This is a genomic window from Streptococcus gwangjuensis (genome assembly GCF_028156745.1).
In the GTDB taxonomy this organism is placed as follows: Bacteria; Bacillota; Bacilli; order Lactobacillales; family Streptococcaceae; genus Streptococcus; species Streptococcus gwangjuense_A.
On sequence record NZ_JAODJG010000024.1, the window covers coordinates 1 to 22,279 of the forward strand.

Here is a 22,279-nt window from a genome sequence, read left to right on the forward strand (position 1 = left end):
AGCTAAGCGACTTCCATATCTCACAGGGGGCAACCCCCAACTACTTCCGGCGTTCTAGGGCTTAACTTCTGTGTTCGGCATGGGTACAGGTGTATCTCCTAGGCTATCGTCACTTAACTCTGAGTAATACCTACTCAAAATTGAATATCTATTCAAACCAAGAAAACCGTTCGCTTTCATATTCTCAGTTACTTTGGATAAGTCCTCGAGCTATTAGTATTAGTCCGCTACATGTGTCGCCACACTTCCACTTCTAACCTATCTACCTGATCATCTCTCAGGGCTCTTACTGATATAAAATCATGGGAAATCTCATCTTGAGGTGGGTTTCACACTTAGATGCTTTCAGCGTTTATCCCTTCCCTACATAGCTACCCAGCGATGCCTTTGGCAAGACAACTGGTACACCAGCGGTAAGTCCACTCTGGTCCTCTCGTACTAGGAGCAGATCCTCTCAAATTTCCTACGCCCGCGACGGATAGGGACCGAACTGTCTCACGACGTTCTGAACCCAGCTCGCGTGCCGCTTTAATGGGCGAACAGCCCAACCCTTGGGACCGACTACAGCCCCAGGATGCGACGAGCCGACATCGAGGTGCCAAACCTCCCCGTCGATGTGAACTCTTGGGGGAGATAAGCCTGTTATCCCCAGGGTAGCTTTTATCCGTTGAGCGATGGCCCTTCCATACGGAACCACCGGATCACTAAGCCCGACTTTCGTCCCTGCTCGAGTTGTAGCTCTCGCAGTCAAGCTCCCTTATACCTTTACACTCTGCGAATGATTTCCAACCATTCTGAGGGAACCTTTGGGCGCCTCCGTTACCTTTTAGGAGGCGACCGCCCCAGTCAAACTGCCCGTCAGACACTGTCTCCGATAGGGATCACCTATCCGGGTTAGAGTGGCCATAACACAAGGGTAGTATCCCAACAACGTCTCCTTCGAAACTGGCGTCCCGATCTCTTAGACTCCTACCTATCCTGTACATGTGGTACAGACACTCAATATCAAACTGCAGTAAAGCTCCATGGGGTCTTTCCGTCCTGTCGCGGGTAACCTGCATCTTCACAGGTACTAAAATTTCACCGAGTCTCTCGTTGAGACAGTGCCCAAATCATTACGCCTTTCGTGCGGGTCGGAACTTACCCGACAAGGAATTTCGCTACCTTAGGACCGTTATAGTTACGGCCGCCGTTTACTGGGGCTTCAATTCATACCTTCGCTTACGCTAAGCACTCCTCTTAACCTTCCAGCACCGGGCAGGCGTCACCCCCTATACATCATCTTACGATTTAGCAGAGAGCTGTGTTTTTGATAAACAGTTGCTTGGGCCTATTCACTGCGGCTGACGTAAAGTCAGCACCCCTTCTCCCGAAGTTACGGGGTCATTTTGCCGAGTTCCTTAACGAGAGTTCTCTCGCTCACCTGAGGCTACTCGCCTCGACTACCTGTGTCGGTTTGCGGTACGGGTAGAGTATGTTTAAACGCTAGAAGCTTTTCTTGGCAGTGTGACGTCACTAACTTCGCTACTAAACTTCGCTCCCCATCACAGCTCAATGTTACAGATATAAGCATTTGACTCATATCACACCTCACTGCTTAGACAGACACTTCCAATCGTCTGCTTTAGTTAGCCTACTGCGTCCCTCCATCACTACATACTCTAGTACAGGAATATCAACCTGTTGTCCATCGGATACACCTTTCGGTCTCTCCTTAGGTCCCGACTAACCCAGGGCGGACGAGCCTTCCCCTGGAAACCTTAGTCTTACGGTGGACAGGATTCTCACCTGTCTTTCGCTACTCATACCGGCATTCTCACTTCTATGCGTTCCAGCACTCCTCACGGTACACCTTCATCACACATAGAACGCTCTCCTACCATACCTATAAAGGTATCCACAGCTTCGGTAAATTGTTTTAGCCCCGGTACATTTTCGGCGCAGGGTCACTCGACTAGTGAGCTATTACGCACTCTTTGAATGAATAGCTGCTTCTAAGCTAACATCCTAGTTGTCTGTGCAACCCCACATCCTTTTCCACTTAACAATTATTTTGGGACCTTAGCTGGTGGTCTGGGCTGTTTCCCTTTCGACTACGGATCTTAGCACTCGCAGTCTGACTGCCGACCATAATTCATTGGCATTCGGAGTTTATCTGAGATTGGTAATCCGGGATGGACCCCTCACCCAAACAGTGCTCTACCTCCAAGAATCTTAATGTCGACGCTAGCCCTAAAGCTATTTCGGAGAGAACCAGCTATCTCCAAGTTCGTTTGGAATTTCTCCGCTACCCACAAGTCATCCAAGCACTTTTCAACGTGCCCTGGTTCGGTCCTCCAGTGCGTCTTACCGCACCTTCAACCTGCTCATGGGTAGGTCACATGGTTTCGGGTCTACGTCATGATACTAAGGCGCCCTATTCAGACTCGGTTTCCCTACGGCTCCGTCTCTTCAACTTAACCTCGCATCATAACGTAACTCGCCGGTTCATTCTACAAAAGGCACGCTCTCACCCATTAACGGGCTCGAACTTGTTGTAGGCACACGGTTTCAGGTTCTATTTCACTCCCCTCCCGGGGTGCTTTTCACCTTTCCCTCACGGTACTGGTTCACTATCGGTCACTAGGGAGTATTTAGGGTTGGGAGATGGTCCTCCCAGATTCCGACGGGATTTCACGTGTCCCGCCGTACTCAGGATACTGCTAGGTACAAAGACTATTTTAAATACGAGGCTATTACTCTCTTTGGCTGATCTTCCCAAATCATTCTTCTATAATCTTTGAGTCCACATTGCAGTCCTACAACCCCGAAGAGTAAACTCTTCGGTTTGCCCTCCTGCCGTTTCGCTCGCCGCTACTAAGGCAATCGCTTTTGCTTTCTCTTCCTGCAGCTACTTAGATGTTTCAGTTCACTGCGTCTTCCTCCTCACATCCTTAACAGATGCGGGTAACAGGTAGTACCTGTTGGGTTCCCCCATTCGGAAATCCCTGGATCATCGCTTACTTACAGCTACCCAAGGCATATCGTCGTTTGTCACGTCCTTCTTCGGCTCCTAGTGCCAAGGCATCCACCGTGCGCCCTTATTAACTTAACCTTATTTTTTGACCTTTCAGTCATAAACTCTTATTAATACTACAGCGTTTTCGGTTTATTTTCTTGTTACTATTTGATATAGATATTCAATTTTCAATGTGCATTACTTGGTGATCTCTCACCAATGGAGCCTAGCGGGATCGAACCGCTGACCTCCTGCGTGCAAAGCAGGCGCTCTCCCAGCTGAGCTAAGGCCCCACAAGACCTCTCAAGACTAAACAAGACCAATGCGCAGTTCCTTATCCTTAGAAAGGAGGTGATCCAGCCGCACCTTCCGATACGGCTACCTTGTTACGACTTCACCCCAATCATCTATCCCACCTTAGGCGGCTGGCTCCTTACGGTTACCTCACCGACTTCGGGTGTTACAAACTCTCGTGGTGTGACGGGCGGTGTGTACAAGGCCCGGGAACGTATTCACCGCGGCGTGCTGATCCGCGATTACTAGCGATTCCGACTTCATGTAGGCGAGTTGCAGCCTACAATCCGAACTGAGACTGGCTTTAAGAGATTAGCTTGCCGTCACCGGCTTGCGACTCGTTGTACCAGCCATTGTAGCACGTGTGTAGCCCAGGTCATAAGGGGCATGATGATTTGACGTCATCCCCACCTTCCTCCGGTTTATTACCGGCAGTCTCGCTAGAGTGCCCAACTGAATGATGGCAACTAACAATAGGGGTTGCGCTCGTTGCGGGACTTAACCCAACATCTCACGACACGAGCTGACGACAACCATGCACCACCTGTCACCTCTGTCCCGAAGGAAAGCTCTATCTCTAGAGCGGTCAGAGGGATGTCAAGACCTGGTAAGGTTCTTCGCGTTGCTTCGAATTAAACCACATGCTCCACCGCTTGTGCGGGCCCCCGTCAATTCCTTTGAGTTTCAACCTTGCGGTCGTACTCCCCAGGCGGAGTGCTTAATGCGTTAGCTACGGCACTAAACCCCGGAAAGGGTCTAACACCTAGCACTCATCGTTTACGGCGTGGACTACCAGGGTATCTAATCCTGTTTGCTCCCCACGCTTTCGAGCCTCAGCGTCAGTTACAAGCCAGAGAGCCGCTTTCGCCACCGGTGTTCCTCCATATATCTACGCATTTCACCGCTACACATGGAATTCCACTCTCCCCTCTTGCACTCAAGTTAAACAGTTTCCAAAGCGTACTATGGTTAAGCCACAGCCTTTAACTTCAGACTTATCTAACCGCCTGCGCTCGCTTTACGCCCAATAAATCCGGACAACGCTCGGGACCTACGTATTACCGCGGCTGCTGGCACGTAGTTAGCCGTCCCTTTCTGGTAAGATACCGTCACAGTGTGAACTTTCCACTCTCACACTCGTTCTTCTCTTACAACAGAGCTTTACGATCCGAAAACCTTCTTCACTCACGCGGCGTTGCTCGGTCAGACTTTCGTCCATTGCCGAAGATTCCCTACTGCTGCCTCCCGTAGGAGTCTGGGCCGTGTCTCAGTCCCAGTGTGGCCGATCACCCTCTCAGGTCGGCTATGTATCGTCGCCTTGGTGAGCCGTTACCCCACCAACTAGCTAATACAACGCAGGTCCATCTGGTAGTGATGCAATTGCACCTTTTAAGCAAATGTCATGCAACATCTACTCTTATGCGGTATTAGCTATCGTTTCCAATAGTTATCCCCCGCTACCAGGCAGGTTACCTACGCGTTACTCACCCGTTCGCAACTCATCCGGAGAAGCAAGCTCCTCCTTCAGCGTTCTACTTGCATGTATTAGGCACGCCGCCAGCGTTCGTCCTGAGCCAGGATCAAACTCTCATTAAAAGTTTGAGTTCTCACTCATTTCTGTCACTGACAGATTTATTGTTTTTTCATTGTTCAGTACTACAACAATTGTTGTAGTGCCCTGCACATTGGTTCGTCTTGTTCAGTTTTCAAAGGTCTTTGTCACTCGCTTCTCTCAAGTGACAACTATATTAGTATATCACAGCCGCTTTCGCTTGTCAACACTTTTTTGAAACTTTTTTAACTTTTTTCATCAAGTGCTTCAACCACAATACACCATAGTCCGTACGGGATTCGAACCCGTGTTACCGCCGTGAAAAGGCGGTGTCTTAACCCCTTGACCAACGGACCTGAGTTGTTATTTTCAACTCTTACTATTATACAGACTTTTTCACCTTTGTCAACACCTTTTTTATCTTTTTTCAAATTAAGTAAAAAGAGCCAGAATTATACTGACTCTTCTATTGATTATTAAACTTAGAAGCACGTTCTTCTCCCCACCAATAGGGCATTAGTTCTGCAACTTTAACTGTTTTTCTTATATTATAGTCCATCATGAATTCTGCATCTTTATTTTCAGCGTTCAACTCTAAGAGGAATTCTCTGCAAGCGCCACAAGGCATACCGGAACTTCCACCATAAGGTGGTTTGTCTCGAAAGGCTAATACTTTTTTAACCTTAGTTTGTCCTGAAAATTGGTACATATTGAAGAGAGCCGCCCGCTCTGCGCAGAGATGGAAAACACCACAAGTTCCCTCCATGCAGAAACCTGTAAATATTTGTCCATCTTCTGCTTCTACTGCGGCAACGACATGATTAGCATAAACAAAATCAGATACTTCATGTGGATTATACAATTTCTGTGCCTCTTCGTACATCTTTTCCCAGATGTCCATTATTACATCCTTCTTATTTAGAGATTTCTTTTAACATATTTTCGATATGCTGGATTGATTTTTCACGTCCAAGCAAGAAAATTGTATCTGGTAATTCTGGTCCATGCATTTCACCTGAAACAGCGATACGAATAGGCATGAAGAGATTTTTCCCTTTGATACCTGTTTCTTTTTGAACAGCTTTGATTTGTGGGAAGATATTTTCTGTTACAAATTCATCATCTGTCATCGCTTCAAGTTTTGCCTTGAAGGCTTCAAGAACTGTTAGGACTGTTTCACCCGCCATGACTTCACGCTCTGCTTCTGTCAATTCTGGGAAATCTGAGAAGAAAAGATCTGTCAATGGAATAATCTCATCTACTGATTTCATTTGTGGTTTATAGAGCTCAACTAGTTTTTCAGCCTTGTCAGTTAAACGGCCTGCTTCCTCTAAGAATGGTTTTGCCATCTCAAAGATAGTTTCTAGGTCTGCATTCTTGATATAGTCATTGCTCATCCAGTCTAGTTTCTTCTGGTCAAAGGCTGCTGGTGACTTGCTGAGGCGGTTTTCATCGAAAAGTTTAATGAGTTCTTCACGAGAGAAAATCTCATCTTCGCCACCTGGGTTCCAACCAAGAAGAGCAATAAAGTTAAAGACTGCTTCTGGTAAATAACCTTTTTTACGGTAGTCTTCGATAAACTGAAGGGTGTTGGTGTCACGTTTAGACAATTTTTTACCAGTTTCAGAGTTGATGATTAAGGTCATGTGACCAAACTCTGGTGCTTCCCAACCAAGCGCTTCATAAACCATAAGCTGTTTTGGTGTATTAGCAATGTGGTCATCTCCACGGATTACATGAGAGATTTGCATGTCGTGGTCATCGATAACAACGGCAAAGTTGTAAGTTGGGTAGCCGTCTTTCTTTTGGATAACCCAGTCACCACCGATATTGCCACCTTCAAATTCGATATCACCTTTGACCATATCATGCCACTTGTAGATACCTGACTCATTGACAGCCAAACGAACAGTTGGGATGATCCCTGCTGCTTCACGTTCTGCGATGTAAGTTGCTTTTTCTTCTTCACTCATACCAAGGTATTCATTGATGTAGCGTGGTGTTTCGCCAGCTGCTTCTTGGCGTTCGCGTTCAGCTGCCAACTCTTCTTCTGTAACGTAAGATTTGTAGGCTTTTCCTTCAGCTAACAGTTGGTCGATGTATTTTTGATACAAGTCCAAACGCTCAGACTGGCGGTATTTTTCATGTGTTTCTGGGCTTTCATCCCAATCCATGCCTAACCAGCGAAGGTTTTCAAGTTGTGAACGTTCACCATCCTCGACATGACGTTTACGGTCAGTATCTTCGATACGAATGATAAAAGTTCCACCATGATGACGTGCATACAAGTAGTTGAACAACGCTGTACGGGCATTCCCGATGTGTAGTAGTCCTGTTGGACTTGGTGCGTAACGTACGCGGATATCTTTTGACATAGTTTCTCCTATAAAGTCTCTAGGCGTCTGCCTTTTTGCTCTCTATATTATATCACAAGTCTTGGCTGAGTCCAATTTCTATGAATAAAGAGAGTAAAAAGAGTGGGCAAACCACTCTTTTCTTCTATTATTATAGACGTGCGTTAAGTTCTTTGCTCAATTCTTCAAATCCTGGTTTTCCAAGAAGGGCAAACATGTTACGTTTGTAAGCTTCAACACCTGGTTGGTCAAATGGGTTGATAGCATTCAAGTAACCTGAAAGAGCGATAGCCAATTCGAAGAAGTAGATTGTGTAACCAAGAGTGAAAGCGTCTTGCTCTGGAAGGGTCACGTACATGTTTGGTACATCACCATCTGTGTGGGCAAGAAGAACTCCATCAGTCGCTTTTTTGTTTACAAAGTCAACGTCTTTTCCTTGAAGGTAACCAAGTCCATCAAGGTCTTCTTCCAAGCTAGGGATAATCACGTTTTTACGAGGTTTGTCAACACGGACAACTGTTTCAAACATGATACGAGTTCCTTCTTGGATAAATTGACCAAGTGAGTGCAAGTCAGTTGAGAAGTTGGCTGAAGTTGGGTAGATACCTTTTTGGTCTTTTCCTTCTGATTCACCAGCCAATTGTTTCCACCATTCTGAGAAGTATTGAAGTGATGGCTCGTAGTTTACCAAGATCTCAGTTGCATAGCCTTTACGGTAAAGAATGTTACGAACTGCTGCGTATTGGTAAGCTTCGTTTTCAGAGATTTTATCTGAAGTGTAGTCTTTGCGAGCCGCATTCGCACCTTCCATAAGGGCTTTGATGTCAGCTCCTGATGCTGCGATTGGAAGCAAACCAACTGCTGTCAATACTGAGAAGCGTCCACCGATGTCATCTGGAACAACAAATGTTTCCCAACCGTTAGCATCTGCTTCAACCTTAACAGCACCTTTTTGGCGGTCAGTTGTTGCGTAGATACGTTTGTTAGCCTCTTCTTGACCGTATTTCTTAACCAAAAGTTCTTTGAAGACACGGAAAGCGATAGCTGGTTCAGTTGTTGTACCTGATTTAGAAATCACGTTTACTGAGAAATCTTTATCAGCTACGTACTCTACCAAGTCAGCAAGGTAAGTAGATGAGATTGAGTTTCCTGCGTAAAGGATTTGTGGAGCCTTGCGTTCTTCTTTTGTTTGCAAGTTTGCAAAGTGGTGGTTCAAGAAGTCGATTGCTGCTTTGGCACCAAGGTAAGATCCACCGATACCGATTACAACCAAAACATCGCTGTCTGACTTGATTTGCTCAGCAGCTTTCAAGATGCGGTCAAATTCTTCGCGGTCGTAGTTTTCAGGAAGGTCCAACCATCCCAAGAAGTCACTACCAGCACCAGTTCCTTTACGGATCAATTCATCTGCTGCTGTTACTTGTGATTGCATGTATTCCACTTCATGTGGTGCAACAAATTTGTCTAAAACTTTTGAATAATCAAATTTAATATGTGACATGTTATTCCTCCAATATTTCTTCTTTTCTATCATAACGCTTACCTTCGTTTTTTTCAAGTTTTTTTGTCGAATTTCTCCAATTTTTATCAGAATTCAAACGTTTGCGTAAAAATGCCACATTCCAAAAATTTTGAAAAAATAAAATAAAGAACGACCAGATGTCCCAGTCGTCACAGTTCATTCAATAAATACTCAAATAATTCTAAATTGCCATCTTCTTCATTAACCAGAAACTCTGGATGCCACTGCAAACCGATAATGCGGTGCTCATCGATAGACTCAATCGCTTCGATGGTCTGGTCTCTTGGATCAATAGCAGTTACACGGAAATTAGGTGCCAAATCTTTAATACTTTGACGATGGACGGAGTTGACCTGACTTTCTTTTCCAAATAGCTTAGCCACTACGCTTCCTTCTACTGTCTCAATAGAATGAGATGTTCCGAAAGGTAGGCCTTGCCAGTGACCGTCAATTTCTTGATTGAGGGTTCCCCCAAAGGCAACATTGACAAGTTGGACACCGCGACAGATTGCCATAATTGGTTTATTCTGACGAAGCGCTTCTTTCAAGAGAGCCAATTCAAATTCGTCACGGACTAGATTGTAATCATCGCTCTCGATGGTCTTTTTCTCTCCATAAAACTGAGGATGAACATTTTGGCCTCCTGTCAAAATGAGTTTGTCAATCATTTCCACATAATCGCGTACAACTGACTCATCACCAACAGGAATGACTAAAGGGAGACCACCGACTTGACGAATGCTCTCTGCGAATCTACAAGATACAGATGAGTGAATGTTTTTACCTTCTGCGTCTACGGGACATAGATTTGCAGCAACTCCTACAACCGTTCTAGCCATGATGCCTCTCCTTTCGAATATTAACGATAGTCCTATCATATCACTCAAAATGACTTTCGTCTAATATGTTTTTTTTAAGGCTGTGATAAATATTTTTTATGGACAAGAAAAAGCTGCCCACATAGGACAACTTCTTTCTTATTCAAAGACAAATTGATTGTGATAAAGTTCTGAATAGAATCCACCTAGTTTCAAGAGTTCATGGTGGTTACCGCGTTCAATGACTTCTCCATCTTTAAGCACAATAATCTGGTCTGCATTGAGGATGGTCTTCAAACGATGGGCAATGACAAAACTGGTTCTACCTGCTACAACTGCCTCCATGGCATGCTGAATCTTACTTTCTGTCACCGTATCTACGTTTGAAGTTGCTTCATCTAGAATGAGAACTTCTGGATCTGTCATCAAGGTTCGAGCGATAGAAATCAATTGCTTTTGCCCAGTTGAGAAGATACTCTGGTCATCATCGATAAGAGTATCGTATTTATCAGGTAAGCTTTCGATATAGTCGTGAATGTGGGTTGCCTTGGCTGCTGCCTCAACCATTTCTTGACTAGCATCTGGCACACCGAAACGGATATTGTCTCGAATCGTTCCACTAAATAAGACCGAATCCTGCAAAACAATTCCTACCTTGCTTCTGAGGCTATCCAAGTCGTAGTCACGGATGTCTTTACCATCAAAATAAATACCACCAGCATCAACATCATAAAAGCGATTGATGAGGTTCATAATAGTCGTTTTCCCTGAACCTGTTGGCCCAACAACTGCAGTCATCTGGCCTTTAGGGGCAGAAATGCTGATATCTTTCAAAATAGGTTTATCAGGTAAGTATGAAAAATCAATATGACTGATTTCAACACCTTCTTGCAACTTAGTAAAGGTCGGCGCCTTTTCAGGTCGAATTTCTTCCTCTGCATCAAACATTTCCTGAATTCGTTCAGCACCTGTAAAGGCTAACTGAAGGCTTCCCCAACTAGCCGCAACTTGAATAATAGGCTGGTAGTACTGCTGTGAAAATTGTGCAAACATAACAATCAAACCTAGGGCTGTACTTGTTTCAATAGTCTTATCGTTTAATAGAACGGCCGAACCAGCAAAGATAACGATGGCTGTGTTGACCAGACTCATCCCATTCATGACAGGGAAAAGAATTCCTGAGAACATTCTTCCTTTAAAGGTTGCCCTGCGCACGCGCTCATTTTGTTCAAGAAACCCTGCCATCATATCCTTTTGAATCCCTTGCACAATGACAGCTTTTTGGCCTGAAATACTCTCGTCCATATAGGCGTTGAGCTTCCCTACCTCTTTTTGCTGGAGGTTGGTGTATTTGCGTGCCATTTTTACGATGAAAATCAGCATGAGGAAGGCAACTGGTGTGCTGGCAATGGTGATGAGAGCCAGCGTCACATTTCTCGAAAACATGACAAGAATCAGACCAATATATAGAACGATGTTGCTCATGACCTGAATCAAGCTTTCGTTAAAGGCTTGGAGGATATTATCCAAATCACTGGTAAAACGAGACAGGATATCGCCATCTTGTCGGCGGTCAAAGAAAGAAACCGCTAACCGAGAAAGCTTACCGAAGAGGCCTTTGCGCATCTCGTTTGTCGACTCTGCAATCACGCGCGTCATAAGACACATGTATATGACACTGGAGATAAAGAGAACCAAAACCAGCAGGCCAAGATTGACCATGATTCCTGATAGGCTTTGCCAAACAAGTTCTGGATTGCCATTTTGATAAGCTTGAACTAAATTAGCTAGCTGCGTCACTGCTTGTCCAGAAAAGACCGGAAAGAGGGCTTGGGCAAGAGTTGCCAGAACAATCATCAGGATAACAACTACAAATGATAGCTTATAGACTTTAAAATAATTCCAAAAAAATTGAACTGTCTTCATTTTACTCCTCCTTTCCTTTCTGTGTTTCGTAGATTTCACGGTAAACAGCATTGTTGGCAACCAAGTCTGCATGCGTACCTTGACCAATCAATCGTCCTTGATCCAGTACCAAGATCTTGTCTGCATGGACAACCGAGCTAATCTTTTGCGCGATGATAATGGTTGTCGTCCCCTTCAAGTCCTTATTCAAGGCTTCTTGAACCAGGCGCTCTGACTTGGCATCCAAGGCCGAGGTCGAATCGTCAAAAATCAGAATACGTGGATTGCTGACAATCCCACGCGCAATCGACATCCTTTGCTTTTGTCCACCAGAGAAATTGGTTCCCCGTTCCTCAACTGGACTTTCAAAGGTTTTTTCCATACGATGAATGAATTCACTGGCTTGAGCAATATTGGCTGCTCGCTCCATTTCAAATAGAGTGGCATCTCCTTTGCCCTGCCTCAAGTTATCAGCAATCGTCCCACTAAAGAGAATGGCACGTTGGAGAACGATAGAGACAGCTTTACGCAGGGTCCCTTCACTCACTTCTCGAATATCCTTGCCTCCGATTTTGATAGCCCCTTCCTGCGGGTCAAAGAGACGTGGAATCAATTGAGCCAAGGTTGATTTTCCTGCACCAGTTGCTCCAACTACGCCAACCATTTGACCAGGTTCGATAGTAAAGCTCACATCTTTCAGCATCGGTTCCTTGTCCATTGGATAGGTAAAGGTTACATTTTCAAAGCTAAGACTTCCGACCAACTCTTCATCTGGCACATCCTTGAAGATCATGGCTGGCTCTGCGTCTAGAATTTCTCGAATACGACGCATGGAAATCATAGCACGACTGACAGAATTCCCTAAAAATCCAACCATAACAATAGTAAAGATAATCTGGCTTAGGTAATTGACATAGGAAGCAATGGAGCCAACAACTGACGGATCCGACTGAACCATCCCTGCAACTAGCCAAATAGAGAGGAATACCGCCCCATAACCGACCAACATCATGAAAGGTTCCACTACTGAAAAGGCATAACCGATGTAAAGATTTTGACCGAGAAGCTCGTCTGAAACCTCCGTAAACTTAGCAAATTGCTCTTTTTCTTGGACAAAGGACTTGACCACACGAACGCCACGCAAATTTTCCTTGGCAATGGCATTGATGCGTTCAAGAAGGGTTTGAAACTTGGCAAAACGAGGCCCCATCATTCCCATCATGACAGCAGTCAAACCAAAAATCAAGACTACCATGAGAACAATCATCCACCACAGAGAAGGTAAGGTTTGAACCGCCAAGATAAACGAACCGATGAACAAGAGGGGGAGCCTGAAAAGAATTTGGAAGGTCATCATGACGACGTTCTGAATCTGGTTGATATCATTTGTCATTCGAACGACTAAATTTCCCGCATTAAATTGTTCAATATTAGCATAAGAAAAGGTTTGGATTTTACGGAAGGCATCCTCTCGAAGGTCAGATGAAACTCCTTGGGCAATATAGGCTGCAAGGACAACATTGAGCCCACCAGCAACCAGACCGACCACGGCCACACCAATCAACCAAGCCCCTATACTATAGATAGCTTCATATTTCCCAGCAAGGAGGGCGTCTAACACTTCCTGCAGGTAACGCGGTTGCAAAAGTGAACTAGCAACCATCAAGCCTGTCATCAGGAGCGAAGCTAAGGCCTGCCACTTGTAGGTTTTTATTTTCTGAATCAGCATACTTTCTCCTTAAAAAATAGACAAAAGGGAGCGACAATGCGTCAGCTCCTTCTCATTCTGTTTGTGTGATGTTATTCTAGCAAAAAAGTTGAAACTTGTCAAAGAAGTCTCCTTGATACAAATTAGTGCGCTTTCATCTACAGTAATGCATGATAAAGGTTTTTATGGTAAAATAGTAAAAAGAAGGTTATAAAGGAGGGGAATATGAAAAAACAAACCATCGCCGTCTTGGGGCCTGGTTCTTGGGGAACTGCCCTTTCACAAGTCTTAAATGACAATGGACACGAGGTACGTATTTGGGGAAACATTCCCGAGCAAATCAATGAAATTAATACCTATCATACTAACAAGCACTACTTTAAAGATGTCGTTCTAGATGAAAATATCATTGCCTACACTGACTTAGCAGAAACATTGAAAGATGTGGATGCGATTTTGTTTGTTGTCCCAACAAAAGTGACACGACTTGTTGCCCAACAAGTTGCAAAAACCTTGGACCATAAGGCTATCGTCATGCACGCATCAAAGGGATTAGAACCTGATAGCCATAAACGATTATCAACTATCCTTGAAGAAGAAATTCCTGAACATCTCCGCAGTGATATTGTCGTTGTTTCAGGACCTAGTCATGCAGAAGAAACCATTGTGCGTGACCTAACTTTAATCACTGCTGCTTCTAAAGATTTACAAACCGCTCAATACGCTCAAGAGCTCTTTAGTAATCACTACTTCCGACTTTATACTAATACGGATGTTATCGGAGTTGAAACCGCTGGTGCTCTTAAAAACATTATCGCTGTCGGTGCTGGAGCCTTACATGGTTTAGGATTTGGTGACAACGCTAAGGCAGCCATCATCGCTCGAGGCCTAGCAGAAATTACCCGCTTAGGAGTAGCACTCGGTGCCAATCCATTGACCTATAGTGGCTTATCTGGTGTAGGAGACCTGATCGTAACGGGAACCTCCATCCACTCTCGTAACTGGAGAGCCGGAGATGCTCTTGGTCGTGGAGAATCTCTAGCTGATATCGAAGCTAATATGGGCATGGTAATCGAAGGAATTTCAACGACTCGAGCAGCCTATGAACTAGCGCAAGAACTTGGAGTCTATATGCCCATTACACAAGCCATTTACCAAGTTATCTACCACGGAACCAATATCAAAGATGCCATTTATGACATCATGAACAATGAATTTAAAGCAGAAAATGAGTGGTCTTAACCCTCTAAAGAAAGGATTCTTATGACATCAAAAGTTAGAAAGGCAGTCATCCCTGCCGCCGGACTCGGGACTCGATTTTTACCAGCAACCAAAGCACTTGCTAAAGAAATGTTGCCAATTGTGGACAAACCAACTATCCAATTCATCGTAGAAGAAGCTCTTAAATCAGGTATTGAAGATATTCTGGTTGTCACTGGTAAATCAAAACGTTCTATTGAAGACCACTTTGACTCAAACTTTGAGCTTGAGTACAACCTCAAAGAAAAAGGCAAACATGACTTGCTAAAATTAGTCGACGAAACAACTGGCATTCGCCTTCACTTTATCCGTCAAAGCCATCCTCGTGGTCTTGGCGATGCTGTCTTACAAGCAAAAGCTTTTGTGGCGAATGAACCCTTCGTTGTCATGCTTGGTGACGACCTAATGGATATCACAGATGACAACGCTGTACCTTTGACAAAACAATTGATGAATGATTACGAGTCGACTCACGCATCAACAATTGCTGTTATGCCTGTCCCTCATGAAGACGTTTCAGCATATGGAGTTATCGCTCCTCAGGGTGAAGGGATTAATGGTCTCTACAGTGTCGAAACTTTCGTTGAAAAACCAGCTCCAGAAGAGGCTCCAAGTGATTTGGCAATCATCGGACGCTATCTGCTCACACCAGAAATTTTTGATATCCTCGAAAATCAAGCTCCCGGTGCTGGAAATGAAATCCAGCTTACCGACGCTATTGATACACTTAATAAAACACAACGTGTTTTCGCCCGTGAATTTACAGGAGCTCGTTACGACGTTGGGGATAAGTTTGGCTTTATGAAAACATCTATTGACTATGCCCTCAAGCACCCACAAGTCAAAGATGACTTGAAAGATTACCTCATCCAATTGGGAAAAGAATTATCCGAGGGGGAATAGAATTAGTTTCCAGTTAATAAATTAAGTCTCCAGCAAGTTGACTCTGGAGACTTAATTATTTTACAAATTTACATACAATTTAAAGATTTATGAGATATGTCTCTAAATCTACCAACTCAACTTCGGTCCTTAATGATGGATTACAGATTTTCAATCAAAAATCGATTTGAAGTTTTAATGATATTTGCTATTTTGGGGACGTCTAAATCATCTGTATACAGAAAATGTTTTTCCTTCTCCTTATTTTTAGCTAGAAACTCACTTCTTGCTTGTATTGATAAGTTGCCCACTCTTTCAATTTCTTTTCGAGAATCATCCCTATCTTTCAAGTTTTTTTCTTCGGCCATTAAGACACAATATTTTAGGGCAACTTGTTTTTCTTTTAAGAAGGTTGCAATTTTCTTTAGTTGCTCTTCAAAAATGACATATTCTATCACAACGGTAATGCCTCGGTCGATGAAATTATTGATCAGACTGATGATATTATCCCAAAATAAATCCATGTAATAACCATCATCTTCCCAAGGAGCCACGAGTCCTCCTTTAATCATTAAATAAATCAAATCCCCCTCTATAACTGCACTTTTATCAAAAGAATAAGCTAACTCTTTACTAACAGTACTTTTCCCAACGCCTGGGGGGCCTGAAATAATGTAAACACAATTTTCCAACTTTACACCTCTTTTATTCTAATAATTCTTCAACCAATTTCTAATATTATAACATTTTCTATTTTTAAAATATATAACAAGACTGATACAACACTATATTCTAGAAACTTACGATACAAAAGAAATAAAAAAGCACACCATTCTCAATTTTCTGCAAAAAACCTTATTTACAAATGACTTCTTCGCGATAAAATGGGCGCTCACTTTCTCAAATCATCTACACACAAAGACTTATTTTTAGAGCTGTTTGTTTCGAATGGTTCCAACCCACATTAAAAGCTACTCATTTTTTAAGTAGCTTTTTTCTTATTCAAGTTTACATATTAGTCGTCACAACCCCATTCCCTTGTAGAAAAGTAACACTGCGAGTCCTACGAAAAAGACTACCGCTCCTAACCTCTGACTAGCGCTATACATCCGTCTTTCTCCTCTAACTGGAAAGATAATTGCTAGAAATGCTCCACCAACTGCTCCCCCGATATGACCTGCTAGGCTGATTCCTGGAATCAGAACACTTCCAATAATGTTAACCACAAAAAGTGTCAGATAAGATTGGCCCAACTGCTGGATATAAGGATTGCGAGTTGCATAGCGAAGAATGATAATCGCAGCAAATAGTCCATAGAGAGAAGTAGAGGCTCCTGCAGCTAAGGATTTGGGACTAAATACAAAAACAAAGAGATTGCCCAGCATTCCTGATAAAAGATAGAGAAAGAAAAACTTCTTGGATCCGAAAATTTCCTCTACTTGCCTACCAAGATAATAGAGAGAAAGCATATTGACAATGAAATGCTCCCACCCAATATGAACAAATATGGCAGAGAAGAGACGCCAAACTTGCTCGGGAAAGAGACGAATGGCAGGGCCATACATGGCTCCAAATCGAAATAGGGTATCTGCTCTATCAAAGTTTCCGCCCGTAGTGACCAGCATTAGTAGAAACACCAAGGCCGTCACAAAAAGGAAGAAACTCGTCACAGGATAACGTCTATCAAAGATTTCCTTCATCAGTTAATACCTCCTGAACAGGAATATCATGCTTTTCAGGGATAAAGTCCTGAACTTGACAAGGATAAACCGTACTCAAACTATGACCAGAAAAATGTTCCAGATAGCGATCATAATAACCTCCACCGTATCCAATCCGATATCCCTTGGTCGTAAAAGCCAAGCCGGGAACATGAATCAAATCAATCTGAGATGCCTCCACAACTTCTAAGTTCCCTTGTGGCTCCAGTAAGCCAAAGGAAGTCTTTACCAACTGCTGCGAATCATAGACTACAAAGTCCATGCGCCCCTTGGGATAAGTTTTGGGTATCAAAACCTTCTTGCCGTCCTTCAGCGCCTGCTCAATCAATCCCTGCGTTTGAAATTCGTGCGAAAAAGAAAGGTAGGTTGCAATGACCTTGGCTTCTTGGTAGAAGGGGTGTTGTAACAATCGCTCGGTTAAAGCTTGGTCTATAAACTGTTTTTTCTCTAGAGGTAAAGCCTTCATTTCGTGCAAGACTTGCTTACGTAATTCCGATTTCATAGACAAGCCCTCTACTCTGTCGCCTTCTTTTTCAGGAAACTAGAGACCGCGTCCACCCCAATAGCTAAGGCTTCTTCCTTAGGATTCATCTGAGGGTGATGAAGGGCATAGGGACTACCTACACCAAGCCAGAACATAACGCCATCAACTTTTGAAAGGAGATAACCAAAGTCTTCACCTGTCATAGCAGGCTCGATATCAATCAACTCGATTCCATCTTTTTCTTCAAAGAAGTCCATCAGTTCACGCGCCAAGGCTGGATGGTTCTCAACAGGCAGGTAACCACCTTGTTTGAGTTCCACTTCGACTTCCATACCAAAGGCTGCTGCAACCCCTTCTGCAACTGTTTTGACCCTCTTTTGCACCAAGAGACTCATATCCTGAGTTAAGGCCCGAATAGTTCCATGTAAAAAGGCTGTTTCTGTGATGACATTGTTGGTTGTTCCGGCTTGGAAAAGACCAAAGGTCACCACTGCTCCCTCGATTGGATTAACATTGCGGCTGACAACTGACTGCACCTGGGTCACAAAGTAACTAGCCGCCACCAAGGCGTCATTAGCTTCATGTGGAAAGGCTGCGTGTCCTCCTTTGCCTTTGAAACGAATCTTCACCTCGCAAGTCCCTGCAAAGAGTGTATGAGTATTGGTCGCAATCTGACCAACCTTCAAATCTGGCCGAACATGAAGTCCATAAAACTGGTCTGGCAACCAGTCTCCAAAAGCGCCATCCTCATACATGAGCATGCCACCAGCTTCATTTTCTTCAGCAGGCTGAAACAGAAAGAGCAGATTGTTCTTTGGTTGCTCCTCAAGGGCTCGCTCAAGACAGCCCAAAGCAATAGTCATGTGGAAATCATGGCCACAAGCGTGCATACGACCTTGGTGCTGGGAAGCGAAAGGAAGACCTGTTTGTTCGACGATAGGCAGGCCATCAATATCTGTTCTCCAACCAATAGTACGCTCTGGCTGACTTCCCTGCAAGTAAACCAAAATACCTGTCCGCCAAGTACGAACTTGAACAAACTCCTTACCTTCAATCAATTTCTCAATCACATCCAACAAATAAACCTGAGTCTTGAACTCCTCCAAGCCAATCTCTGGAATTTGGTGCAAATCTCGTCTAGTCTGAATCAAATCTAACATCTATCTGTCCTCCTATATAGCAGAAAGAGGCTGGAAAAGGGTCCCGCCTCTATTTTTCTTTTACCATTACAAGGTACGAAGCGCATCCTCTAGCGCTGTTTTTTGTTGGGTTTGGGCATCAATTTCTTTGATAATACGAGCTGGAACACCTGCTACTACTACGTTTTCTGGGACATCTTGAGTAACGATAGCTCCTGCAGCGACAACTGAACCACTACCGATTTGAACTCCTTCGATAACCACTGCATTGGCACCAATTAGAACATTGTCTCCGACACGGACTGGTTCTGCACTAGCTGGCTCAATCACACCTGCCAAAACTGCACCTGCACCAACGTGACTGTTTTTCCCGACAATAGCACGGCCGCCAAGGATAGCCCCCATGTCAATCATAGTTTCTGCACCAATTTCAGCACCAATATTGATAACAGCCCCCATCATGATAACAGCATTATCACCAATTTCAACTTGATCACGGATAATAGCACCTGGCTCGATACGAGCATTGATATCACGTTTATCTAGCAAAGGAACTGCAGAATTACGAGCATCTTGCTCAACAACATAATCTTGATTTTCTACCAAACCATCGAGAAGCGGAGCCACGTCCTTCCAGTCTCCAAATAGGACATTTCCTAGTTTTACAACAGAGCTAGGTACAGCAGTTGAGAGTTGTCCCTCAAAGGTTACTTTCACACTGGTTTTCTTTTCAGCATTGGCGATAAATTGAATAATTTCTTGTGCGTTCATTTTTGTGGCAGTCATAGGCGCCTCCTAGTTCATTTTAATGATACCTATTCTACCAAAAAAGGCCTCAAATTTGAAGCCTTTTTGTTTGTTTTTAGGTATGATTTTTAGGGATGTGAGATAAAACGTGCTGTCGGTAAAAGCAAGCCCCTACCGATACAACCTAAAAACACTCTTCACAACTATCTCCCCGTGTTTTATTGACTATTCTAGTATAGCACACTTTTAGAATTAAGAAAAGACTTTTTATTTACTTTCTTTCGCTTCTTCTATCGATAAGAAAATCATAGGTAAAATAATCAGAGCCATCGCTAGAAGAAGGGACCAATCCACTATCAAACCTAAAAATAAAACACTCAAGAGAGCCGAAGAGAGAGGTTCACTGGCACTGATAACGGAAACCACCAAAGGAGAAACCAAGGACACTGCCTTCATTGAAATGAAAAAGGCAAAAGCCGTCCCAAAGAAAGCGATGATAAGACAAATCAAAATACTCCAAATATCAGGAGTAAAGGAAAGCTGGTAAACCGGCGAGAGGACATTGCTAAATAAACCTGCCAAAATCATCCCCCACCCAACGGTGGGAACAAAACCATAACGCTTAGCAAAAGGTTGAGGTAGGATAACATTAAACATAACACCCATAGCACTCAGCAAACCTGTTATAAGGGCTAGTGGAGTCATAGATAACTGAGATAGATCTCCCTTAGTCGCCATCAAGCAAACACCCAGCATGGCAACCAAAACATAAAAAATAGCACTTTTTGACGCTCTTTTTTTATAAATTAAGCGATTGTAAAAGAGGATAAAGACAGGGCTAATAAACTGTAAAATAGTTGCTGTCGCTGCATTTGAGTATTCTACGCAGAGATAGAAAAAATACTGAACTGAAAAAATTCCCAAAATAGCATAGGCTAAAAAGGGTAGATAATTTTTCTTGTCTCGCCAAATATCTAGCACTTGCGACTTTAATTGCATTGTAGACCAAATGAGAACAAGACTCCCTGCCAGTGTCAAACGCATAGAGGTAATCCAGCCGGAAGACACCTGATAATAAGTAAAGAAATACTCTCCTAAAATTCCACAGATGCCCCAGATTAAGCCGGATAGGAGCGAATAAATGGTTCCTTTAACAATTTTTTTCTGATACTGATTCATACCTTTATTGTAACACGAAAGGAAAAAAGAAAAAAGTGGCAATAGAAAGTTATTAGGACTACAATACACTGACTCAAAAAGTTGAATAAATAATTATTGACAGGATTTAATTCTGCACTGGACAAGAGTAAGTCTCGTTAGTTTTACATTAATTCACTTGTTATAATAACCAATATAGTTGTAACAACTTATTCTAATTGATTAGGCAATTAAGTGATTTAGTGGTCTTCTTATAACCATAAAACTTTTCGGATTTCTAGACTCAAGTTAGCACAGTTGACTGGACTGTTTTACTCCATAAATCCTAGCCGTGCTATAAGGCGTGTGCGTGTCCAAATCATGAATCAGTTTAAGCGAAAATCTCATGAATACAAGGCTATCAAGCGTTACTGGAAACTCATTCAACAGGATAGTCATAAACTTAGCGATAAGCGTTTTTATCGCCCTACTTTTCGCATGCACTTAACCAATAAAGAGATTCTAGACAAGCTTTTGAGCTATTCCGAAGACTTGAAAGACCACTATCATCTCTATCAACTCTTGCTTTTCCACTTTCAGAATAAGAACCCGAAGAAATTCTTTGGACTCATTGAGGACAATCTAAAGAAGATTCATCCTCTTTTTTAGACTGTCTTGAAAACCTTTCTGAAATATAAAGAGAAGATTATCAACGCCCTTCAGTTACACTATTCCAACGCAAAATTGGAAGCGACCAATAATCTCATAAAACTGATCAAGCGCAATGCCTTTGATTTTCGGAAATTTTAAAACTTCAAAAAACGGATTTTTATCGCTCAGAATATCAAAAAAGAAAGGACGAAATTTGTCCTTCCTCGAGCTTAGCTTTTCTTCAACCCACTACAGTTGACGAAGAGTAAATAAAAAAGATACCTTAAATATCCAGATAATTAATCGGGAAGACAGGATTCGAACCTGCGACACCTTGGTCCCAAACCAAGTACTCTACCAAGCTGAGCTACTTCCCGAGTTAAATAGAAAAATGCACCCTAGAGGAGTCGAACCTCTAACCGCCTGATTCGTAGTCAGGTACTCTATCCAGTTGAGCTAAGGGTGCTCATTAGTTTATGCCGAGGACCGGAATCGAACCGGTACGATCGTTACCAATCGCAGGATTTTAAGTCCTGTGCGTCTGCCAGTTCCGCCACCCCGGCCTCTCTAAGCGAACGACGGGATTCGAACCCGCGACCCCCACCTTGGCAAGGTGGTGTTCTACCACTGAACTACGTTCGCACTGTTTTCTTCTATCTAAAAATGCCGGCTACATGACTTGAACACGCGACCCTCTGATTACAAATCAGATGCTCTACCAACTGAGCTAAGCCGGCTCATTTATTATATCTTAATGCGGGTTAAGGGACTTGAACCCCCACGCCGTTAAGCGCCAGATCCTAAATCTGGTGCGTCTGCCAATTCCGCCAAACCCGCATGTATGACCCGTACTGGGCTCGAACCAGTGACCCATTGATTAAAAGTCAATTGCTCTACCAACTGAGCTAACGAGTCTAAAATAACTTTCGTTATTCTAACGGTCCCGACGGGAATCGAACCCGCGATCTTCGCCGTGACAGGGCGACGTGATAACCGCTACACTACGGGACCTATGGGAGTTAACGGGATCGAACCGCTGACCCTCTGCTTGTAAGGCAGATGCTCTCCCAGCTGAGCTAAACTCCCTAGAGCTAAGCGACTTCCATA

Annotated in this window: 14 protein-coding genes, 11 tRNA genes, 3 rRNA genes and 1 pseudogene; 3 read left to right on the forward strand and 26 right to left on the reverse strand. The window is 43.5% G+C overall.

All coding sequences use genetic code 11. The annotated features are described in order from the left end of the window. Position 1: 1 nt before the first annotated feature. From rrf to patA, 11 genes are all read right to left on the reverse strand, one after another. Positions 2-117 (reverse strand): 5S ribosomal RNA (gene rrf, locus N5909_RS01435). Between the two features lie 76 nt (positions 118-193). After that, positions 194-3,094, reverse strand: a 23S ribosomal RNA gene (locus N5909_RS01440). Positions 3,095-3,218: 124 nt separating this feature from the next. Beyond that, positions 3,219-3,291 (reverse strand) — tRNA-Ala (locus N5909_RS01445). 51 nt (positions 3,292-3,342) lie between these two features. After that, positions 3,343-4,888 (reverse strand): 16S ribosomal RNA (locus N5909_RS01450). Together the 16S, 23S and 5S rRNA genes with 2 tRNA genes alongside form the textbook arrangement of a ribosomal RNA operon. A 240-nt stretch (positions 4,889-5,128) precedes the next feature. After that, a tRNA-Glu gene (locus tag N5909_RS01455) sits at positions 5,129-5,200 on the reverse strand. Between the two features lie 110 nt (positions 5,201-5,310). Then, positions 5,311-5,745 (reverse strand): cytidine deaminase family protein, encoded by a 435-nt coding sequence (locus N5909_RS01460; protein WP_042749937.1) that lies wholly within the window; start codon positions 5,743-5,745, stop codon positions 5,311-5,313. Positions 5,746-5,758: 13 nt separating this feature from the next. Continuing rightward, on the reverse strand, positions 5,759-7,219 hold the full coding sequence (gene gltX / locus N5909_RS01465; RefSeq protein ID WP_042749935.1) for a glutamate--tRNA ligase: 1,461 nt from the start codon (positions 7,217-7,219) through the stop codon (positions 5,759-5,761). A gap of 130 nt (positions 7,220-7,349) precedes the next feature. Then, positions 7,350-8,699, reverse strand: coding sequence for a glucose-6-phosphate isomerase (locus N5909_RS01470; protein WP_000018268.1), 1,350 nt, complete (start codon positions 8,697-8,699; stop codon positions 7,350-7,352). 170 nt (positions 8,700-8,869) lie between these two features. Then, positions 8,870-9,559 carry a gamma-glutamyl-gamma-aminobutyrate hydrolase family protein gene (locus N5909_RS01475; RefSeq protein WP_061590510.1) on the reverse strand — a complete coding sequence of 230 codons (690 nt, stop codon included), beginning with the start codon at positions 9,557-9,559 and terminating at the stop codon, positions 8,870-8,872. 138 nt (positions 9,560-9,697) lie between these two features. Then, entirely contained in the window at positions 9,698-11,464 is a 1,767-nt protein-coding gene (patB, locus tag N5909_RS01480) for a multidrug efflux ABC transporter subunit PatB (protein WP_225742292.1), read from the reverse strand. Position 11,465: 1 nt separating this feature from the next. After that, positions 11,466-13,172 carry a multidrug efflux ABC transporter subunit PatA gene (gene patA / locus N5909_RS01485; protein ID WP_271630690.1) on the reverse strand — a complete coding sequence of 569 codons (1,707 nt, stop codon included), beginning with the start codon at positions 13,170-13,172 and terminating at the stop codon, positions 11,466-11,468. Between the two features lie 204 nt (positions 13,173-13,376). Between patA and N5909_RS01490 the strand changes: the two genes are divergently transcribed. Both N5909_RS01490 and galU read left to right on the forward strand, forming a co-directional pair. Then, a complete protein-coding gene (locus tag N5909_RS01490; protein WP_225742294.1) occupies positions 13,377-14,393 on the forward strand; it encodes an NAD(P)H-dependent glycerol-3-phosphate dehydrogenase in 1,017 nt (338 codons plus the stop codon). Positions 14,394-14,414: 21 nt separating this feature from the next. Continuing rightward, the gene (gene galU / locus N5909_RS01495; protein ID WP_271630691.1) at positions 14,415-15,314 is read left to right on the forward strand and encodes a UTP--glucose-1-phosphate uridylyltransferase GalU; all 900 of its coding nucleotides are present in this window, start codon (positions 14,415-14,417) and stop codon (positions 15,312-15,314) included. Between the two features lie 140 nt (positions 15,315-15,454). Here the strand turns inward: galU and N5909_RS01500 are convergent, their stop codons facing one another. The 6 genes from N5909_RS01500 to N5909_RS01525 form a co-directional block, all read right to left on the reverse strand. Then, the gene (locus tag N5909_RS01500) at positions 15,455-15,985 is read right to left on the reverse strand and encodes an AAA family ATPase (protein ID WP_033681138.1); all 531 of its coding nucleotides are present in this window, start codon (positions 15,983-15,985) and stop codon (positions 15,455-15,457) included. A gap of 330 nt (positions 15,986-16,315) precedes the next feature. Next, on the reverse strand, positions 16,316-16,993 hold the full coding sequence (locus N5909_RS01505; RefSeq protein ID WP_033681136.1) for a rhomboid family intramembrane serine protease: 678 nt from the start codon (positions 16,991-16,993) through the stop codon (positions 16,316-16,318). Next, positions 16,977-17,516 carry a 5-formyltetrahydrofolate cyclo-ligase gene (locus N5909_RS01510; protein WP_271630692.1) on the reverse strand — a complete coding sequence of 180 codons (540 nt, stop codon included), beginning with the start codon at positions 17,514-17,516 and terminating at the stop codon, positions 16,977-16,979. The genes N5909_RS01505 and N5909_RS01510 overlap by 17 nt, the downstream gene beginning before the upstream one ends. Positions 17,517-17,527: 11 nt before the next feature. Next, positions 17,528-18,658, reverse strand: a complete 1,131-nt coding sequence (locus tag N5909_RS01515) for an N-acetyldiaminopimelate deacetylase (RefSeq protein ID WP_033681133.1) — start codon at positions 18,656-18,658, stop codon at positions 17,528-17,530. A gap of 66 nt (positions 18,659-18,724) precedes the next feature. Then, positions 18,725-19,423: a 2,3,4,5-tetrahydropyridine-2,6-dicarboxylate N-acetyltransferase gene (gene dapD / locus N5909_RS01520; protein ID WP_033681131.1), complete on the reverse strand. Its 699-nt coding sequence runs from the start codon at positions 19,421-19,423 to the stop codon at positions 18,725-18,727. A gap of 228 nt (positions 19,424-19,651) precedes the next feature. Beyond that, entirely contained in the window at positions 19,652-20,563 is a 912-nt protein-coding gene (locus N5909_RS01525) for a DMT family transporter (RefSeq protein WP_271630694.1), read from the reverse strand. A gap of 306 nt (positions 20,564-20,869) precedes the next feature. On the opposite strand from N5909_RS01525, the pseudogene N5909_RS01530 reads away from it, so the two are divergent. Then, positions 20,870-21,406: pseudogene (locus tag N5909_RS01530) on the forward strand (transposase); the annotation flags it as partial. Positions 21,407-21,475: 69 nt separating this feature from the next. Here the strand turns inward: N5909_RS01530 and N5909_RS01535 are convergent. From N5909_RS01535 to N5909_RS01575, 9 genes are all read right to left on the reverse strand, one after another. Further along, a tRNA-Pro gene (locus tag N5909_RS01535) sits at positions 21,476-21,549 on the reverse strand. 15 nt (positions 21,550-21,564) lie between these two features. Then, positions 21,565-21,638, reverse strand: a tRNA-Arg gene (locus tag N5909_RS01540). A gap of 11 nt (positions 21,639-21,649) precedes the next feature. Further along, positions 21,650-21,735, reverse strand: a tRNA-Leu gene (locus N5909_RS01545). Positions 21,736-21,742: 7 nt separating this feature from the next. Beyond that, positions 21,743-21,814, reverse strand: a tRNA-Gly gene (locus N5909_RS01550). A gap of 22 nt (positions 21,815-21,836) precedes the next feature. Continuing rightward, positions 21,837-21,909, reverse strand: a tRNA-Thr gene (locus N5909_RS01555). Positions 21,910-21,927: 18 nt separating this feature from the next. Beyond that, a tRNA-Leu gene (locus N5909_RS01560) sits at positions 21,928-22,009 on the reverse strand. A 5-nt stretch (positions 22,010-22,014) separates the two neighbouring features. Beyond that, a tRNA-Lys gene (locus tag N5909_RS01565) sits at positions 22,015-22,087 on the reverse strand. A gap of 23 nt (positions 22,088-22,110) precedes the next feature. Beyond that, a tRNA-Asp gene (locus N5909_RS01570) sits at positions 22,111-22,183 on the reverse strand. A 2-nt stretch (positions 22,184-22,185) separates the two neighbouring features. Further along, a tRNA-Val gene (locus N5909_RS01575) sits at positions 22,186-22,258 on the reverse strand. Between the last annotated feature and the right edge of the window lie 21 nt (positions 22,259-22,279).

Bases quoted from the DNA above. Each gene is read 5' to 3' on its own strand.
- N5909_RS01460 (WP_042749937.1), bottom strand. From the start codon at position 5,745: ATGGACATCTGGGAAAAGATGTACGAAGAGGCACAGAAATTGTATAAT.
- gltX (WP_042749935.1), bottom strand. From the start codon at position 7,219: ATGTCAAAAGATATCCGCGTACGTTACGCACCAAGTCCAACAGGACTA.
- N5909_RS01470 (WP_000018268.1), bottom strand. From the start codon at position 8,699: ATGTCACATATTAAATTTGATTATTCAAAAGTTTTAGACAAATTTGTT.
- N5909_RS01475 (WP_061590510.1), bottom strand. From the start codon at position 9,559: ATGGCTAGAACGGTTGTAGGAGTTGCTGCAAATCTATGTCCCGTAGAC.
- patB (WP_225742292.1), bottom strand. From the start codon at position 11,464: ATGAAGACAGTTCAATTTTTTTGGAATTATTTTAAAGTCTATAAGCTA.
- patA (WP_271630690.1), bottom strand. From the start codon at position 13,172: ATGCTGATTCAGAAAATAAAAACCTACAAGTGGCAGGCCTTAGCTTCG.
- N5909_RS01490 (WP_225742294.1), top strand. From the start codon at position 13,377: ATGAAAAAACAAACCATCGCCGTCTTGGGGCCTGGTTCTTGGGGAACT.
- galU (WP_271630691.1), top strand. From the start codon at position 14,415: ATGACATCAAAAGTTAGAAAGGCAGTCATCCCTGCCGCCGGACTCGGG.
- N5909_RS01505 (WP_033681136.1), bottom strand. From the start codon at position 16,993: ATGAAGGAAATCTTTGATAGACGTTATCCTGTGACGAGTTTCTTCCTT.
- N5909_RS01510 (WP_271630692.1), bottom strand. From the start codon at position 17,516: ATGAAATCGGAATTACGTAAGCAAGTCTTGCACGAAATGAAGGCTTTA.
- N5909_RS01515 (WP_033681133.1), bottom strand. From the start codon at position 18,658: ATGTTAGATTTGATTCAGACTAGACGAGATTTGCACCAAATTCCAGAG.
- dapD (WP_033681131.1), bottom strand. From the start codon at position 19,423: ATGACTGCCACAAAAATGAACGCACAAGAAATTATTCAATTTATCGCC.
- N5909_RS01525 (WP_271630694.1), bottom strand. From the start codon at position 20,563: ATGAATCAGTATCAGAAAAAAATTGTTAAAGGAACCATTTATTCGCTC.